Below are 15,095 nucleotides of genomic sequence, written 5' to 3' on the forward strand. Positions count from 1 at the left end.
AACGCCGGCCACGGCTCCCAAGCCGTCATCATCACCCAAGACCACAACGGCCGCGCCCACGCCTGGAACGTCGTCAACCACAACGGCAACCTCACCTACGTCGACGCCCAAACCGGCCAACGCAGCAACACCCCCCTCCACGACGGCACCAACGGCGTCCACGCCATCCCCCTCGACCCCAACCGCCACCCCATCCCCACCCACGACGGCAACGGCCACCCCCGAACCGACCCGGGCGCCGACCCGCACACCGACCGCCGCCCGGCCGCCGAACCCGCCGGTGCCGGGGAGAAGCACAAACTCCCCGGCGAAGCGTCCGACATCGAGCGCGACGACCAGCGGCACCCGGTGCACGGGGAGCAGCCCGGCACCCTGCACGACGGCCTTCCGCCGGACGACGCCCAGGACCGGCTCCGGGCCAACGAGCAGACCCCGGTGCACCAGATCCAGCACGACGTGCTGGACCGTCAGATGCGGGACTGGGCCGACGACGGCAGCCTCGCCCGCGTCCTGCAGATCGCCGCCGGGGACAGCCCGGACCCGGACCAGCCACTGCGGCTCAACGCGGAGCAACTGGGGCACCACCTCGACGGGTTCAACAACCTCAACCGCGGCGAGCGGATGGCCGTGGTCGCGTCGCTCGGCCGGCTGAGCCACACCTTCCACAAGGAGTACGGGGTCCATTCGAACCCGGTGAGCACCGGGAAGGATTCGGTCGGTGCGGACCTGCACGAGCGGGCCGCCGCCAACAAGATGAAATCCTTGCTCCGCAATATCGATAACCCGGGCCCCAATGTGGACAAGCACGGCCCGGACCTGACCGGCCGCAATTTCGCGGTCATCGAGGTCGAGGGACCCAACGGCACGGAATACGTCGTCGATTCGTCACACCCCAAGCAAGGTGACGAATCGGCGAAACATTCGGAGAAGAACCTCGGCACCTGGCTGAAGGAAGCCAACAAGATCTCCGGAAACAAGTACCGGCTCGCCGGTCTCTACACGGAACGCGAACCCTGCGGTGACAAAAAGGGTGCACTCGGCAAACACAACTGCTCCGACTACTTGATCCGGATGGCGAAGGAGCAGGGCCAAGGCCAGCAGGTCCCGGTCTACTACAGCACGGCGTACCGCACGGACGCGGACGTGGTGCAGGAGCGGAACAGGATTCGCCAGGAGGAAATGAAGCAGGCCCGCGAGGAACTCGGCGTGCGGAAACTCCCCAAGGACCGGCTCCGGCAAATCGACGAAGACGTGCGCGAGCGCGTCCCGGATTCACCGGCAATGGTCGAGCAGGACCGGCAGTTCGAAGAACGGGTCGACCGGGTAAGGAATTTGTGGAATGTCATTGCCACCCAGGTGTAGGCTCGACGGCGCCAAAGGGTCGTCAGCCAGCCTGTGAAGGGACATGATGCCGAGCCCCGGGAATGCGTATGAGGACGTCCGTGCCGATGACGCCGTGGCGCGCATCCTCGCATGGTGGCGCGACGGGCGGCGGGAGCCGGTCGCGGAACTCGTAGGGGCACCGGAATCGGGCAGAACGCAGGTACTGCGGCAGGTCCATGAGGCGCTGCCCACAGGGGTGTGGGTGGACGCCACCGGCCTCACCGCCGAAGAAGTGCTGCAACGGGTGCTGGCCGCGGTGGAGGTGGCACCCCCACCGGACCGCCGCGCCGGATGGCGCGGCGCACTGCGCAAGGTGGACCTCGGCGACCGCCCGGTGTTCCTCGCCAACGCGCACCGCGCGGGCCGCACCCGGACGTCCGCCCAGCCGGACCGGGTGGTGCGTACCCTGGCGCGCGACCTCGCGGTCTCCGCCCGCACGAAAGTCGTCGTGGAGGCCGACCCGCCGGCCCGCACACCGCCGAGACGCGGCCTGTTGGCGCTGCACCTCCTGTCCGACGCACCTTCCGACGCACCTTCCGACTCGACTTCCGGCTCGTCTTCCGACGCAACGGCCGAAGAGATTTCGGTACCCCTTGCGGTACGGGCCCTGGCCCTGGCCGAACTCCCGCGGACCCCGCTCGCCGTGTGGGGCGAACTCGCGGCGGCCCTCGGGGCGGAGCTCCCGGACCGCGCCGCCCTGCCGGAATTCGTGCGGCACTTCCCGGACCTGCTCGACCTCGACGGGGAATGGGTCTCCTTCCGCGAGGAACGCGTCGCCCGGCGCCTCCGCCGGGACTTCGACGCCGCACAACTCCGTGCCGTCGGGGCCAGGTTGGTGGACCGACTGTCGGCTCGGTCCCCGTCCGCGGGCGGCGTTCCCGACCGCGAGGGCCCCGTGGGCGCGTACCTGACGCACGCGCTGCCGCTGCACGCACTCCACGCCGACCGGCTCGACGACGTACAGCGTGACGGCGAGGTGCTGGCCCACCTGGACCAGGTGGCCCTGCTCGACGCCGCGAACTGCGCGTCGCCCCACGGCCTCGACCGCCGTACGCCGGCCGGTGACGCGGCCAACCTGTGGCTGAGCGGCGTCGATTCCCTGCCGCAGAGCACCTGGGCGGCGTGGCTGCACCTGATGAGTACCGTCCGGGGCGACACGGAGGTCGCGGACGGCATCGCCCGGTCGGGCCTCGACCTGCCCTGGAAGGTGCGCTGGGCGCACTGGCGACCGCCGGGCGGCTGGGACCTCTCGTACCTGGAGCCGGGCCCGCAACTGGCGCTCTCCGACGTCACCGACGACGTCCCGGGCGCGGCCGGGCGCCGCGTGGTGGCCGGCCAGGGCGCCTGGGACCGCCGGGTGCGCATCTGGGACGCCGCGACCGGTGAGCAGCTCGGCGGGCCCTGGAGCGACGGCGTACCGCGGCCGGGCCAGGCCGAACCGCTCTGGCCGCCGGACCGCGACCCGCAGCTCACCCCGCCGTGGGTGCAGCTGACGAGTTACGGGATCGCGCCCGAGCTGATCAGCGACACCCTGCGGCCGGCGGGCCCCGACGGGCCGGTCGTGGTCGCCGGCCCGGGTGGCGTCTTCGCCGTCGAACCCGCGAACCCCGGCGGGTTCGAGGGGCTGGGGGACGTCCACGGTGAGCCGTTCCTGGCGCCGTACGGCCGGGTCGACGGCGGCACGGACTGGCCCACACCCGATCCGGCCGTCCTGGACGCGGTGTTCGGCCCCGGCACCGTACGGCGCATGGCGACCGACGCGCTCCCGGCCGGGCTGGCCGACGAGGACGCCCGCCGGCTGCTGACGGAGACCGGGCTGCCGGCGTTCCGCGGCGCGGAGATGCGGCTGGTCGCCCTCGACGAGGAACCGCTCGCGGAACTGTCGGCGGACGAGGTCTGGGAGTTCGCCGAGGACGACGACGTGCCCGAGTCGGTCGGCCGGGGCGCGTACTACCGACTGGGCGTCTGGGGCGGCCACCGGCTCGTCCTGGACGGCGAGGGCGGAGGCGTCCACGTCGTCCCGGGCGAGGACGACCCCGGCTACGAACAGCCGCTGGTGGCAAGCAGCTTGCGCACCTTCGTGGCGATGCTTCAGGGCTATGTGTTCGGCCGCTGCCTGCTCCCCATGGCCGTGAGCCCGGCCGAACGCGAACGCGTCCGGGACCTCATCGCACTCGATCTGGAGGCGATCGACGAGGAGGGGGCGGAGTCCGCCGCCTGGACCGACGTCCTCGACGACGAGACCGACTGAGCCCCGCCCCTCCTCCCGGCTGTGCTTGCCGTTGCTTACTGACCCTGCCTGCCGGCAGCGCTGTGTCTACTGACCCTGCCTGCCGACAGCGCTGTGCTTACTGACCCTGCCTCGCGGCAGCGATCTGCCGCGACATGATCGTCGTCAGCTCGTACGCCGTGTGGGACGCGGCGACCGAGGTGATCTCGGCGTGGTCGTAGGCCGGGGCGACCTCGACGACGTCGGCGGAGACCAGGTTGCAGGACGCCAGCCCCCGCAGGATCTCCAGGAGTTCACGCGAGGTCATGCCGCCGGCCTCGGGGGTGCCGGTGCCGGGCGCGTGGGCCGGGTCCAGGCAGTCGATGTCGATGGAGATGTAGAGCGGACGGTCACCGATGCGCTGGCGCAGCTGGTCGGCGACCTCGTCGGCGCCACGGCGGTAGACGTCGGCGGAGGTGACGATGCCGAAGCCCATCTTCTCGTCGTCGGTCAGGTCCTGCTTGCCGTAGAGCGGGCCGCGGGTGCCGACGTGCGAGAGCGCCTCGGTGTCGAGGATGCCCTCCTCGACGGCCCGGCGGAACGGGGTGCCGTGGGTGTACTCGGCGCCGAAGTACGTGTCCCAGGTGTCCAGGTGCGCGTCGAAGTGCAGCAGGGCGACCGGGCCGTGCTTCTTGGCGACCGAACGGAGGAGGGGCAGGGCGATGGTGTGGTCGCCGCCCAGCGTCATCATCCGGGCGCCGGAGCCGAGCAGGTCGTCGGCCGCGGCCTCGATCGTCTCGACCGCCTCGTTGATGTTGAACGGGTTCGCCGCGATGTCACCGGCGTCGGCGACCTGGGCGAGCGCGAAGGGGGAGGCGTCCTGTGCCGGGTTGTACGGGCGCAGCAGGCGCGACGCCTCGCGGATGGCGTTGCCGCCGAAGCGGGCGCCGGGGCGGTAGGAGACGCCGCTGTCGAAGGGGACACCGACGACGGCCACGTCGGCCCGGCCGCCGACCTCGTCGAGGCGGGGCAGGCGGGCGAAGGTGGCCGGCCCGGCGTAGCGCGGGATGCGGGAGGAGTCGACGGGGCCCACGGGGCCGTTGGAGGCGCTGGCTGCGGTGGTCATGAGGCTGAGGGTAGGGAGAGGCGAGGGGCAGGGACATGGACATTTGCGGCGGGTTCCGCCAGGCCGTTCGACGTTTTGGCCAGCGGGCTGCCACGCCGCACCGGTGACGGCCCCCGCCGGGCCCGTCCGGACCCGCACCGAACCCGCCTCGGACCCCTCTCGGACCCCACCGAACCCGGTACCGGCGCCCCCGTACCGGCGCGCCCGATACCGGCCCCGCACCCGGGTTCTCCGGGCCCCGTCCGCCGTCCGCCCGTCCGGGGTACGGAACTCCCCCGCCCCGGAACATACGTCCGGGCACAATGGCGCTATGCCGATAGCCTCCGCAGCCACCGCCCCCTCGCGCGCCGAACTCGTCGACCATCTCGTCCGCACCCGGATCGCCGGTGAGGTCGCCACCCCCCGGGAGAACAACCTCTCCCACTACCGCAGCCTCGCCAACGGTGACCGCCACTACTGGTTCGGCCTGGAGTTCGGCGACCGGTGGACGGACGAGCAGGACGTGCTGGCGGTGATGGCCGAACGCTGCGGGGTGAACGACGATCCGCACCACCGGCAGGGGCAGGACACCATCGACCCCGAGCTGACGGTGGACGCGCTGGAACGGGCGGCCGCGGTGCTGCGCAAGGCGGCCGCCGACCGGCAGCGGGTGCTGTTCGCGACCGGCCACCCGGGCGGGCTGCTCGACGTGCACCGGGCGACGGCGGCGGCACTGCGGGCGAAGGGCTGCGACATCGTCGCCGTACCGGGCGTCATCGCCGTTGAGGAGGGCCTGGTCGTCCAGTTCGCGGAGGTGGCGATGCTGGAGCGCGGGGCCACCCTGTGGCACACCCACTCCCCCGCACCGATGGCCGCGATCCTGGACCAGCTGGAGCGGGACGGCACCCCGCTGCCCGACCTGGTGATGGCCGACCACGGCTGGGCGGGGTGCGCGGGCCGGCGCGGCATCGAGACGGTCGGCTTCGCGGACTGCAACGACCCGGCGCTGTTCCTCGCGGAGGCGGAGGGCACGCTCCAGGTGACCATCCCGCTGGACGACCACGTCGTCAGCCCCCGCTACTACGACCCGCTGACCGCGTACCTCCTGGACGCGGCCGGCCTGGCCTGACGGGCGAACCGCTCAGGGGCCCTTCAGGGGCCCTAGGGCCGGGGCGAACACATCCCGTAGGGGACACCAGCGCCCCCTGCGGGCCACAACGGGGCGCGCGGGGGGCGGTATTCCCGCGGTGCGAGGCGCGGCATCCCGCGGTCCCACAACGCAGCGGACGGCAGGGTGCGCCGGGGTGCGGCCGGGTGTGCCGGTGCCGGCATTCCCACGGCACGGCGGACGGCGGCGTACGCCAGGGCGCGGCCGGGTGTGCCGGTGCCGGCATTCCCGTGATGCGGCGGGCGCCAGAGCGCGGCCAGGTGCGCCGGTGCCGGATTCCCGCGGCGCGGCCAGGTGCGGCGAGTTGCGGCGCGGCCAGATGCGCCGGCTTACGGCGCGGCCGAGTGCGCCGAGTTGCGGCGCAATGCGACCGGGCAGTGGCGCGGTGCACCAGGTTGTGGCGCCTACCGGGGTACCCGGATCACGCCCTCCTGGATCACCGAGACGGCCAGCTGTCCGTCGGCCGTGAAGATCCGGCCCTGGCCCAGGCCCCGGCCGCCCTGGGCGGTGGGGGACTCCTGGTCGTAGAGCAGCCACTCGTCGGCGCGCAGCGGCCGGTGGAACCACATGGCGTGGTCCAGGCTCGCGCCGACCACGTCGCCGACCGCCCAGCCGCCCCGGCCGTGGGCGAGCAGGATCGAGTCCAGCAGGGTCATGTCGGACACGTACGTGACCAGGCAGATGTCGAGCAGCGGGCGGGGGATGTCGCCGTCGTCGTCGAGCTTGCCCTGGGTGCGGAACCAGACCTGGGACCGGGGGTCGCGCGGCGCGCCGACGGTGACGTACGGCGGCTCGTCGGCGTACCGCAGGTCGATCGCGGCCCGGGCCTCCAGCAGCCGCTCGGCGACGCCCGGTGCGAGGAACCGTTCGGCGTGACGGGGCAGCATCTCGGCGGCGGTGGGCAGTTCCAGCGGGTCCGGTGCCGGCGGCATCGGCTCCTGGTGCTCCAGCCCCTCCTCGTACACCTGGAACGAGGCCGAGAGGTGGAAGATCGGCTGGCCGTGCTGGACGGCGACGACCCGGCGGGTGGTGAAGGACCGGCCGTCCCGGATCCGGTCGACGGTGTAGACGATGGGCGCGCCGGGGTCGCCGGGGCGCAGGAAGTACGCGTGCAGGGAGTGCGGCGGCCGGTCGGCCGGGACCGTGCGGCCGGCCGCGACCAGGGCCTGGGCGGCGACCTGGCCGCCGAAGACCCGGGGCACGACCGAGGGGCGGCTCAGGCCGCGGAAGATGTCCTGCTCGATCCGCTCCAGGGCGAGCAGATCGAGCAGGGACCGGAGTGCGTCGTTCACGTGCCCGGGGCCCTTTCGGCCTAGAGGCCCATGGACTTGGCGATGATCGACTTCATGACCTCGCTGGTGCCGCCGTAGATCCGGTTGACGCGGTTGTCGGCGTACAGGCGGGCGATCGGGTACTCGTTCATGAAGCCGTAGCCGCCGTGCAGCTGGAGGCAGCGGTCGATGACGCGGTGCGCGACCTCGGTGCAGAACAGCTTGGCGGAGGCGGCCTCGGCCGGGGTCAGCTCGCCGGCGTCCAGCGCTTCGAGCGCACGGTCGGCGACGGCCTCGGCGGCGTCCACCTCGGCCTGGCAGGCGGCCAGTTCGAACTTGGTGTTCTGGAAGGACGCGACGGTCTTGCCGAAGATGGTGCGCTCCCGCACGTACTCCTTGGCGAACCGGACGGCGGCCTTGGCCTGGGCGTACGCGCCGAAGGCGATGCCCCAGCGCTCCGAGGCGAGGTTCAGGCCCAGGTAGCCGAAGCCCTTGTTCTCCTCGCCCAGCAGGTCCTCGACGGGGACCTTGACGTCGACGAAGGCCAGCTCGGCGGTGTCGGAGATCTTCAGGCCGAGCTTGTCCAGCTTGCGGCCGACGGAGTAGCCCTCGCTCCTGGTGTCCACGGCGAAGAGCGAGATGCCGAAGCGGCGGTCGTCCTCGCGGGGCGCGGCGGTGCGGGCGCAGACGATGACGCGGTCGGCGTGCACGCCGCCGGTGATGAAGGTCTTGGCACCGTTGAGGACGTAGTGCGTGCCGTCCTCGGAGAGCTTGGCGGTGGTCTTCATGCCGGCGAGGTCGGAGCCGGTGCCCGGCTCGGTCATCGCCAGCGCCCACATCTCCTCGCCGGTGACGAACTTCGGCAGGAAGCGCTTCTTCTGCTCGTCGGTGGCGAGCATCTGGATGTACGGCAGGCCGAGCAGCACGTGGACGCCGGAGCCGCCGAAGGAGACGCCCGCGCGGGAGGTCTCCTCGTACATCACGGCCTCGAACTTGTGCGAGTCGATGCCGGCGCCGCCGAACTCCTCGGGGACCCGGATACCGAAGACGCCCAGGTCACCGAGCTTGTAGTAGAAGTCGCGGGGGGCCTGTCCGGCGGCCAGCCACTCGTCGTGCACGGGCACGACCTCGGCCTCGATGAAGGCGCGTATCGTCTCGCGGAACGCCTCGTGATCCTCGTTGAACACCGTACGGCGCATTGCTACGTCGCCTCCTCCAGGTCGCCGGTCCAAGCGCATGTCTAAGCGCTTGCTCAGCGAAAGCTACCGGCCAGTCACCTTGGCTGTCCAGAGGTCAACGAAAAAGCGAGGTCAACGAAACCCCGCGCGGGCTACGCGCCCGGCGCCCCCGCACCCACCGTCTCCCCCGCGGCCTCCTCGGCCACCGCGCCGAACGCCCCCAGCGCCAGCCGGTGCAGCAGCTCGGCCATCTCCGTGCGGCCCGGGAGGGAGCCGGGGCGGCCCAGGTGGGGGGTGGAGTTCAGCAGGCCGAAGACGGCGTGCACCGCGGCGCGGACCCGGGACTCGGAGGGGCCGGGGTGGACCTGGCGGACGACGTCCACCCACAGCTCGACGTACTGCCGCTGGAGCTGGCGCACCCGCTTGCGGTCGGCCTCGCGGAGCCGGTCCAGCTCGCGGTCGTGCACGGTGATCAGCGGCCGGTCGTCCAGGGCGAAGTCGATGTGGCCGTCGATCAGCGCGCGCAGCACCGCCTCGGGATGGTCGCCGCCCTCCGCGACCCGCATCCGGCCGCCGTCCAGCAGCCGCTCACTGATCCCGACGAGCAGCTCGGCGAGCATCGCGTCCTTGCCGGCGAAGTGCCGGTAGAGGCCGGGGCCGGAGATGCCCACGGCCGCCCCTATCTCGTCGACGCCGACCCCGTGGAAGCCGCGCTCGGCGAAGAGCCGGGCGGCCTCCTTGAGGATCTGCTCGCGGCGGCTGGTCGGGGCGGATGCCTGCGCATTACTCATGCCGTCGATTGTAGACAGCCGGGTTAGTGCTCGTTAACCTGAAGGGAATGAGGTTAACGCCCATTAACCCGGATGGCCCGGCAGCCGCCGCTCGCGGCGCCGGGACAGGCGACCGAGCAAGGGGGCTCGTACAGATGGAGCAGGCACCGGTACTGGGCAGCGACGGGGGTCCCCTCGGGCGAAGTCCCCGGGAGGATCCGGCGTCCGACTCCTGGAAGGCCAACGAGGCCGCGCACCGCGAGCTCGCCGCCGAGCTGCGCGAGAAGCTCGCGGCGGCCCGGCTGGGCGGCGGCGAGAAGGCCAGGGCGCGGCACACCGCCCGCGGCAAGCTGCTGCCCCGCGACCGGGTGGACGCCCTGCTGGACCCCGGCTCGCCCTTCCTGGAGCTGGCCCCGCTGGCCGCGGACGGCATGTACGACGGGGCCGCGCCGGCCGCCGGGGTCATCGCCGGCATCGGCCGGGTCTCCGGCCGCGAGGTGGTGATCGTGGCCAACGACGCCACGGTCAAGGGCGGCACGTACTACCCGATGACGGTCAAGAAGCATCTGCGGGCCCAGGAGATCGCCCTGGAGAACCGCCTGCCGTGCGTGTACCTCGTCGACTCCGGCGGCGCGTTCCTGCCGATGCAGGACGAGGTCTTCCCCGACCGCGAGCACTTCGGGCGGATCTTCTACAACCAGGCGCGGATGTCCGGCGCCGGCGTGCCGCAGATCGCCGCCGTGCTCGGCTCGTGCACGGCCGGCGGCGCCTACGTCCCCGCCATGAGCGACGAGGCCGTCATCGTCCGCGACCAGGGCACGATCTTCCTCGGCGGGCCGCCGCTGGTGAAGGCCGCCACCGGCGAGGTCGTCACCGCCGAGGAGCTGGGCGGCGGCGAGGTGCACGCGAAGACCTCCGGCGTCACCGACCACCTCGCCGAGGACGACGCCCACGCGCTGCGCATCGTGCGCACCATCGTCTCCACCCTGGGCGACCGCGGCCCGCTGCCCTGGACGGTGCGGCCCGTCGAGGAGCCCGCGGTCGATCCGGCCGGGCTCTACGGCGTGGTGCCCGCCGACTCCCGTACGCCCTACGACGTGCGCGAGGTGATCGCGCGGCTCGTGGACGGCTCCCGGTTCGCCGAGTTCAAGGCGGAGTACGGCACGACGCTGGTCACCGGCTTCGCGCACGTCCACGGCCACCCGGTCGGCATCATCGCCAACAACGGCATCCTGTTCTCCGAATCCGCCCAGAAGGGCGCGCACTTCATCGAGCTGTGCGACCAGCGGGGCATCCCGCTGCTCTTCCTCCAGAACATCTCCGGCTTCATGGTCGGCCGCTCGTACGAGGCCGGCGGCATCGCCAAGCACGGCGCGAAGATGGTGACGGCGGTGGCCTGCGCCCGCGTCCCCAAGCTCACTGTCGTCATCGGCGGCTCCTACGGAGCGGGCAACTACTCGATGTGCGGCCGGGCCTACTCCCCGCGCTTCCTGTGGATGTGGCCGAACGCCAAGATCTCGGTGATGGGCGGCGAGCAGGCCGCGTCCGTCCTCGCGACCGTCAAGCGCGACCAGATGGAGGCGCGCGGCGAGGAGTGGAGCGCCGAGGAGGAGGCCGCCTTCAAGGCGCCGGTCCGCGCGCAGTACGACACCCAGGGCAACGCCTACTACGCCACCGCGCGGCTGTGGGACGACGGCGTCATCGACCCGCTGGAGACCCGGCAGGTGCTGGGCCTGGCGCTGACCGCCTGCGCCAACGCCCCGCTTCCCCAAAAGGACAGCACGGCGCCCGGCTTCGGCGTCTTCCGGATGTGATCTTCATGAGGGGAATGCCCACAGGAATGTCCACGACGATGTTCGACAGCGTCCTGATCGCCAACCGCGGCGAGATCGCGGTCCGCGTCATCCGTACGCTTCGCACCCTCGGCATCCGCTCGGTCGCCGTGTACAGCGACGCGGACGCCGGCGCCCGGCACGTCCACGAGGCCGACACGGCCGTACGGATCGGGCCGGCGCCGGCCGCCGAGAGCTACCTCTCGGTGGAGCGGCTGCTGGACGCGGCCGCGCGGACCGGCGCCCAGGCGGTCCACCCCGGCTACGGCTTCCTCGCCGAGAACGCCGCGTTCGCCCGCGCCTGCGCGGACGCCGGGCTGGTCTTCATCGGCCCGTCCGCCGACGCCATCGAGCTGATGGGCGACAAGATCCGCGCCAAGGAGACGGTGCACACGGCCGGCGTCCCGGTCGTGCCCGGCTCCTCGGGCAGCGGCCTCGACGACTCCCAACTGGCCGCCGCGGCACGCGAGATCGGCATGCCGGTGCTGCTGAAGCCGTCCGCGGGCGGCGGCGGCAAGGGCATGCGGCTGGTCCGCGAGGAGGCGCTGCTCGGCGACGAGATCGCCGCGGCGCGCCGGGAGGCCCGGTCCTCCTTCGGCGACGACACCCTGCTCGTCGAGCGCTGGATCGACCGCCCCCGGCACATCGAGATCCAGGTGCTGGCCGACGGCCACGGCCACGTCATCCACCTCGGCGAGCGCGAGTGCTCCCTCCAGCGGCGCCACCAGAAGCTCGTCGAGGAGGCCCCCTCGGTCCTGCTCGACGAGGCCACCCGCGCCGCGATGGGTGAGGCGGCCGTGCAGGCCGCCCGCTCCTGCGGCTACCGCGGCGCCGGCACCGTCGAGTTCATCGTCCCCGGCAAGGACCCGTCCTCGTACTACTTCATGGAGATGAACACCCGCCTCCAGGTCGAGCACCCGGTCACCGAGCTCGTCACGGGCCTCGACCTGGTCGAGTGGCAGCTGCGGATCGCGGCCGGCGAGCGCCTGCCGTACGCGCAGGAGGACATCACCCTCAACGGGCACGCCGTCGAGGCGCGGCTGTGCGCCGAGACCGTCTCCGTCAAGGGCGGGGCCCGCGACTTCCTGCCGACCGGCGGCACGGTGCTGGCACTGCACGAGGCGCAGGGGGACGGGGTCCGCACCGACTCCGGCCTGTCGCAGGGCGTGGAGGTCGGCAGCCGCTACGACCCGATGCTCGCCAAGGTCATCGCCCACGGCCCGGACCGGGAGAGCGCGCTGCGCCGGCTGCGGGCCGCACTGGCGCAGACGGTCACCCTCGGGGTGCCCACCAACGCCGGCTTCCTGCGGCGGCTGCTGGCCCACCCGGACGTGGTGTCCGGTGAGCTGGACACCGGCCTGGTGGAGCGGGAGGCGGCCGGGCTGGTCGACACCGAGGTGCCCGAGGAGGTGTACGCGGCGGCCGCGGCGGTGCGGCAGGCCGCTCTGGAGCCAGCGGCGGACGCCGGCGGCTGGCGCGACCCGTTCGCCGCGCCCAGCGGCTTCCGGCTCGGCGGTGAGCCGGTCCCGGTCCGCCACTGGCTGCGGGTGCCGGGCCACGACCCGGTGGCGTACGACGTGCTCCCCGGCTCCCCGGCCGGGCAGGTCGAGGCGGACCGGGTGCGGGTCACCGTGGACGGGGTGACGCACACCTTCCACCGCAGCGGCGACTGGCTCGGCCGGGACGGCGACTCCTGGCAGGTCACCGACCACGACCCGGTGGCCGCGGCGCTGCGCGGGGCCGGCCGGGCGCACGGCGCGGAGACCCTGGCCGCGCCGATGCCCGGCACCGTCACCGTCGTCAAGGTCGCCGTCGGCGACGAGGTGGCCGCCGGGCAGGGCCTGCTGGTGGTGGAGGCGATGAAGATGGAACACGTCATCTCCGCGCCGCACGCCGGGACCGTCACCGAACTGGACGTCACCGCGGGCGCGACCGTCGCCATGGACCAGATCCTGGCGGTGATCGCCCCGCACGCCGCAGCCGACGGGCCGGCGGGGCCCACGGGCGGACAGGAGGGCACCTCATGACCACGGCCGGACTCCCCATGCAGGTCCCGGCGGAGGGGCTGCCCACCCGCGTACGCATCCATGAGGTCGGCGCGCGCGACGGGCTGCAGAACGAGCAGACCGTCGTGCCGACCGAGGTCAAGGCCGAGTTCGTGCACCGGCTCGCCGACGCGGGCCTGCCGCTGGTCGAGGCGACCAGCTTCGTGCACCCCAAGTGGGTGCCGCAGCTCGCCGACGCGGAGGAACTGTTCCCGCGGCTGGCCGACCTCGACCCGCACCGGCTGCCGGTACTGGTCCCCAACGACCGGGGCCTGGACCGTGCGCTCGCCCTGGGCGCCCGCCGGATCGCGGTGTTCGGCAGCGCCACCGAGTCCTTCGCCAAGGCCAACCTCAACCGCACGGTCGACGAGGCGCTGGCGATGTTCGCGCCCGTCGTGCGGCGCGCCAAGGACGCCGGGGTGCACGTCCGCGGCTACCTCTCGATGTGCTTCGGCGACCCGTGGGAGGGCCCGGTGCCCCTGGCGCAGACCGTCCGGGTCTGCCGGACGCTGCTGGACCTGGGCTGCGACGAACTGAGCCTGGGCGACACCATCGGCGTGGCCACCCCCGGCCACGTCCAGCACCTGCTCGCGGCCCTCAACGAGGCCGGCGTGCCCACCTCGAAGCTCGGCGTCCACTTCCACGACACCTACGGGCAGGCCCTCGCCAACACCTACGCCGCGCTCCAGCACGGCGTGACCACCGTCGACGCCTCGGCGGGCGGCCTCGGCGGCTGCCCGTACGCCAAGAGCGCCACCGGCAACCTCGCCACCGAAGACCTCGTGTGGATGCTGCACGGCCTCGGCATCGAGACCGGTGTCGACCTGGACCGGCTGATCGCCACGAGCGTGTGGATGGCCGACGTCCTGGGCCGGCCGAGCCCCTCGCGCACCCTCCGAGCCCTCTCCCACAAGGAGTGACCCCCATGTCCCTGGATCACCGTCTGCCCGATGAGCTGGAAGAACTCCGGCGTACGGTCGAGGCGTTCGCGCATGACGTCGTCGCACCGAAGATCGGCGAGTACTACGAGCAGCATGCGTTCCCGTACGAGATCGTGCAGGAGATGGGCCGGATGGGCCTCTTCGGCCTGCCGTTCCCGGAGGAGTACGGCGGGATGGGCGGCGACTACCTCGCCCTCGGCATCGCCCTGGAGGAACTGGCCCGGGTCGACTCCTCGGTCGCCATCACCCTGGAGGCGGGCGTCTCCCTGGGCGCGATGCCGATCTACCACTTCGGCACGGAGGAGCAGAAGCGCGCCTGGCTGCCCAAGCTGTGCAGCGGCGAGATGCTCGGCGCGTTCGGCCTGACCGAGCCGGACGGCGGTTCCGACGCGGGCGCGACCCGGACCACCGCGGTGCGGGACGGCGACAGCTGGGTGATCAACGGCAGCAAGTGCTTCATCACCAACTCCGGTACGGACATCACCGGCCTGGTGACGGTCACCGCCGTCACCGGCCGCAAGGCTGCGACCGACTCCTCTGGCGGCTCCCCGCTGATCTCCTCGATCATCGTGCCGTCCGGCACCCCCGGCTTCACCGTCGGCGCCCCGTACTCCAAGGTCGGCTGGAACGCCTCCGACACCCGGGAGCTGTCCTTCAGCGACGTACGCGTCCCGGTCGCCAACCTGCTGGGCGAGGAGGGCCGCGGCTACGCCCAGTTCCTGCGGATCCTCGACGAGGGCCGGATCGCCATCGCGGCGCTGGCCACCGGACTCGCCCAGGGCTGTGTGGACGAGTCGGTGGCCTACGCCAAGGAGCGGCGGGCCTTCGGGCGGCCGATCGGCGACAACCAGGCGATCCGGTTCAAGCTCGCCGACATGGAGATGCGCGCCCACACCTCCCGGCTGTCCTGGCGCCACGCCGCCTCGCGGCTGGTGCACGGCGAGCCGTTCAAGAAGGAGGCGGCCCTCGCCAAGCTCTACTCCTCCGAGATCGCGGTGGACAACGCCCGCGAGGCCACCCAGATCCACGGCGGCTACGGCTTCATGAACGAGTACCCGGTCGCCCGGATGTGGCGCGACGCGAAGATCCTGGAGATCGGCGAGGGCACCAGCGAGGTCCAGCGGATGCTGATCGCCCGCGAGCTGGGCTTCTAGAGCCCCGGACGGATCCGGCCGGGCGCCCGTCGGCGCCCG

11 protein-coding genes are annotated in these 15,095 nt (G+C 72.5%); 7 read left to right on the forward strand and 4 right to left on the reverse strand.

Features of this window, described 5'->3' with window-relative positions:
• Together OO62_RS32850 and OO62_RS32855 are read left to right on the forward strand one after the other, a co-directional pair.
• On the forward strand, positions 1–1,362 hold a 1,362-nt coding region (locus OO62_RS32850), incomplete at its 5' end, for a toxin glutamine deamidase domain-containing protein (protein ID WP_033271343.1).
• A gap of 94 nt (positions 1,363–1,456) precedes the next feature.
• A complete protein-coding gene (locus tag OO62_RS32855; RefSeq protein ID WP_129323000.1) occupies positions 1,457–3,634 on the forward strand; it encodes an SUKH-4 family immunity protein in 2,178 nt (725 codons plus the stop codon).
• A gap of 97 nt (positions 3,635–3,731) precedes the next feature.
• Here the strand turns inward: OO62_RS32855 and speB are convergent, their stop codons facing one another.
• Positions 3,732–4,718: an agmatinase gene (speB, locus tag OO62_RS32860; protein ID WP_033271345.1), complete on the reverse strand. Its 987-nt coding sequence runs from the start codon at positions 4,716–4,718 to the stop codon at positions 3,732–3,734.
• 310 nt (positions 4,719–5,028) lie between these two features.
• Here speB and OO62_RS32865 point away from each other — a divergent pair, with 310 nt between their 5' ends.
• On the forward strand, positions 5,029–5,826 hold the full coding sequence (locus tag OO62_RS32865) for a phosphatase (protein ID WP_033271346.1): 798 nt from the start codon (positions 5,029–5,031) through the stop codon (positions 5,824–5,826).
• Between the two features lie 443 nt (positions 5,827–6,269).
• Here the strand turns inward: OO62_RS32865 and OO62_RS32870 are convergent, their stop codons facing one another.
• The 3 genes from OO62_RS32870 to OO62_RS32880 all read right to left on the reverse strand — a co-directional run bounded on the left by OO62_RS32870 (position 6,270) and on the right by OO62_RS32880 (position 9,105).
• Positions 6,270–7,157, reverse strand: a complete 888-nt coding sequence (locus OO62_RS32870; RefSeq protein ID WP_033271347.1) for an acyl-CoA thioesterase — start codon at positions 7,155–7,157, stop codon at positions 6,270–6,272.
• A 20-nt stretch (positions 7,158–7,177) separates the two neighbouring features.
• Positions 7,178–8,335 carry an acyl-CoA dehydrogenase family protein gene (locus tag OO62_RS32875; RefSeq protein WP_033271348.1) on the reverse strand — a complete coding sequence of 386 codons (1,158 nt, stop codon included), beginning with the start codon at positions 8,333–8,335 and terminating at the stop codon, positions 7,178–7,180.
• A gap of 131 nt (positions 8,336–8,466) precedes the next feature.
• Complete coding sequence (locus OO62_RS32880) at positions 8,467–9,105, reverse strand: SACE_7040 family transcriptional regulator (protein ID WP_033271349.1); 639 nt, start codon at positions 9,103–9,105, stop codon at positions 8,467–8,469.
• Between the two features lie 134 nt (positions 9,106–9,239).
• Between OO62_RS32880 and OO62_RS32885 the strand changes: the two genes are divergently transcribed.
• Genes OO62_RS32885 through OO62_RS32900 form a run of 4 tightly spaced genes read left to right on the forward strand, consistent with a single transcriptional unit; the run spans position 9,240 to position 15,056 of the window.
• Complete coding sequence (locus OO62_RS32885) at positions 9,240–10,898, forward strand: carboxyl transferase domain-containing protein (RefSeq protein WP_033271350.1); 1,659 nt, start codon at positions 9,240–9,242, stop codon at positions 10,896–10,898.
• A 26-nt stretch (positions 10,899–10,924) separates the two neighbouring features.
• Positions 10,925–12,943 (forward strand): ATP-binding protein, encoded by a 2,019-nt coding sequence (locus tag OO62_RS32890; protein ID WP_033271351.1) that lies wholly within the window; start codon positions 10,925–10,927, stop codon positions 12,941–12,943.
• On the forward strand, positions 12,940–13,881 hold the full coding sequence (locus OO62_RS32895; RefSeq protein WP_033271352.1) for a hydroxymethylglutaryl-CoA lyase: 942 nt from the start codon (positions 12,940–12,942) through the stop codon (positions 13,879–13,881). The genes OO62_RS32890 and OO62_RS32895 overlap by 4 nt, the downstream gene beginning before the upstream one ends.
• A 5-nt stretch (positions 13,882–13,886) precedes the next feature.
• Positions 13,887–15,056 (forward strand): acyl-CoA dehydrogenase family protein, encoded by a 1,170-nt coding sequence (locus tag OO62_RS32900; protein WP_033271353.1) that lies wholly within the window; start codon positions 13,887–13,889, stop codon positions 15,054–15,056.
• The last annotated feature ends 39 nt before the right edge of the window (positions 15,057–15,095 follow it).

Source organism: Streptomyces lydicus, from assembly GCF_000717345.1.
GTDB classification, from domain to species: Bacteria; Actinomycetota; Actinomycetes; order Streptomycetales; family Streptomycetaceae; genus Streptomyces; species Streptomyces lydicus.

Coding starts and splice junctions, on each gene's coding strand:
- speB (WP_033271345.1), bottom strand. CDS start 4,718: ATGACCACCGCAGCCAGCGCCTCCAACGGCCCCGTGGGCCCCGTCGAC.
- OO62_RS32865 (WP_033271346.1), top strand. CDS start 5,029: ATGCCGATAGCCTCCGCAGCCACCGCCCCCTCGCGCGCCGAACTCGTC.
- OO62_RS32875 (WP_033271348.1), bottom strand. CDS start 8,335: ATGCGCCGTACGGTGTTCAACGAGGATCACGAGGCGTTCCGCGAGACG.
- OO62_RS32880 (WP_033271349.1), bottom strand. CDS start 9,105: ATGAGTAATGCGCAGGCATCCGCCCCGACCAGCCGCCGCGAGCAGATC.
- OO62_RS32885 (WP_033271350.1), top strand. CDS start 9,240: ATGGAGCAGGCACCGGTACTGGGCAGCGACGGGGGTCCCCTCGGGCGA.
- OO62_RS32890 (WP_033271351.1), top strand. CDS start 10,925: ATGTCCACGACGATGTTCGACAGCGTCCTGATCGCCAACCGCGGCGAG.
- OO62_RS32895 (WP_033271352.1), top strand. CDS start 12,940: ATGACCACGGCCGGACTCCCCATGCAGGTCCCGGCGGAGGGGCTGCCC.
- OO62_RS32900 (WP_033271353.1), top strand. CDS start 13,887: ATGTCCCTGGATCACCGTCTGCCCGATGAGCTGGAAGAACTCCGGCGT.